Origin of the sequence: Stenotrophomonas sp. I18B00994, assembly GCF_014145825.1 — a bacterium.
Classification (GTDB): Bacteria; Pseudomonadota; Gammaproteobacteria; order Xanthomonadales; family Xanthomonadaceae; genus Stenotrophomonas; species Stenotrophomonas maltophilia.
The window spans coordinates 1-1053 of record NZ_JACIUW010000050.1 but is presented as its reverse complement, the minus strand read 5'-3'; the positions used below and the strand labels follow the sequence as shown (position 1 = coordinate 1053).

Below are 1053 nucleotides of genomic sequence, written 5' to 3'. Positions count from 1 at the left end.
GGTAGAGTCGACTGTTAGTTGTGATCTCTCTGTACGTTGTTCATCCGGGACATCTTTGGAAAATGGTGGTTACCACACCTCTCCAGACCCCAAAGAGCCCGGATGAACCACTATAAAAATGCCCGTTTGACCGTCCATAGTCGAGCACTTCTTATTCGCCGCATCCTCCACGAGGGCCTGCGCCCAGAGGAAGCAGCCCAAGCATGCGGCGTAAGTGTGCGTACGGCCTACAAATGGCTGGCCCGATTCCGCCAGTTCGGGGCACCGGGGCTGGAAAACCGCAGCTCACGGCCTCACCAGACGCCGCATGCCACACCTGCTCCGGTAATCGAGCAAATCAAGGAGCACCGCCGTAAACGGCAGACCTACCTGACCATCTCCAAGGCGCTGGGGGTCGGCCACAGTACGATTTCAAGGCTGATGCGTGCCCACGGCCTCAATCGGCTGTGTCGGCTTGAACCGCCCAAGGAGGTCATCCGATACGAATACGATCAGCCCGGAGGGCTGCTGCACCTGGACATCAAGAAGCTGGGCAACTTCCAGCGGCCAGGGCACAGAACCGATGCCAAACGCCGGGGAAACGCCGCTGGCGGTGGCTGGGGCTACGTCCACGTGGCCATCGACGATCACTCCCGGGTCGCCTTCAGCAGCGTCCACCCCAACGAACAGGCCGAAACCGCCTGCCAGGCGCTGCTGGGCGCTCTGCAGTACTACGCCAGCCTGGGAATCACCTTCAAGCGGATCCTGACCGACAACGGTGCCTGCTATCGCTCCACCGCCTTTGCCAAGCTGCTCAAATCCCTTGGGATCAAGCACATCAGAACCAAGCCCTACACGCCGCGGACCAATGGCAAAGCCGAGCGCTTCATCCAAACCAGCCTGCGCGAATGGGCCTACGCCCGCGAATACGCCTCCTCGGACCAGCGCAATTCCGTGCTGACCCAATGGCTGCACCACTACAACTGGCACCGCCCTCACATGGGGATCGGTGGCCAGCCACCTATTTCCAGAGTCCTGCTGAACAACGTGGTGGGTTTACACAGTTAGTCGACT

General features: G+C 60.3%; 1 protein-coding gene. It reads left to right on the top strand.

Annotated elements, in window-relative coordinates:
• Window positions 1–102: 102 nt before the first annotated feature.
• The gene (locus H4O10_RS22135) at window positions 103–1047 is read left to right on the top strand and encodes an IS481-like element ISStma1 family transposase (protein ID WP_053451682.1); all 945 of its coding nucleotides are present in this window, start codon (window positions 103–105) and stop codon (window positions 1045–1047) included.
• Window positions 1048–1053: the final 6 nt, after the last annotated feature.

Coding starts and splice junctions, on each gene's coding strand:
- H4O10_RS22135 (WP_053451682.1), top strand. CDS start 103: ATGAACCACTATAAAAATGCCCGTTTGACCGTCCATAGTCGAGCACTT.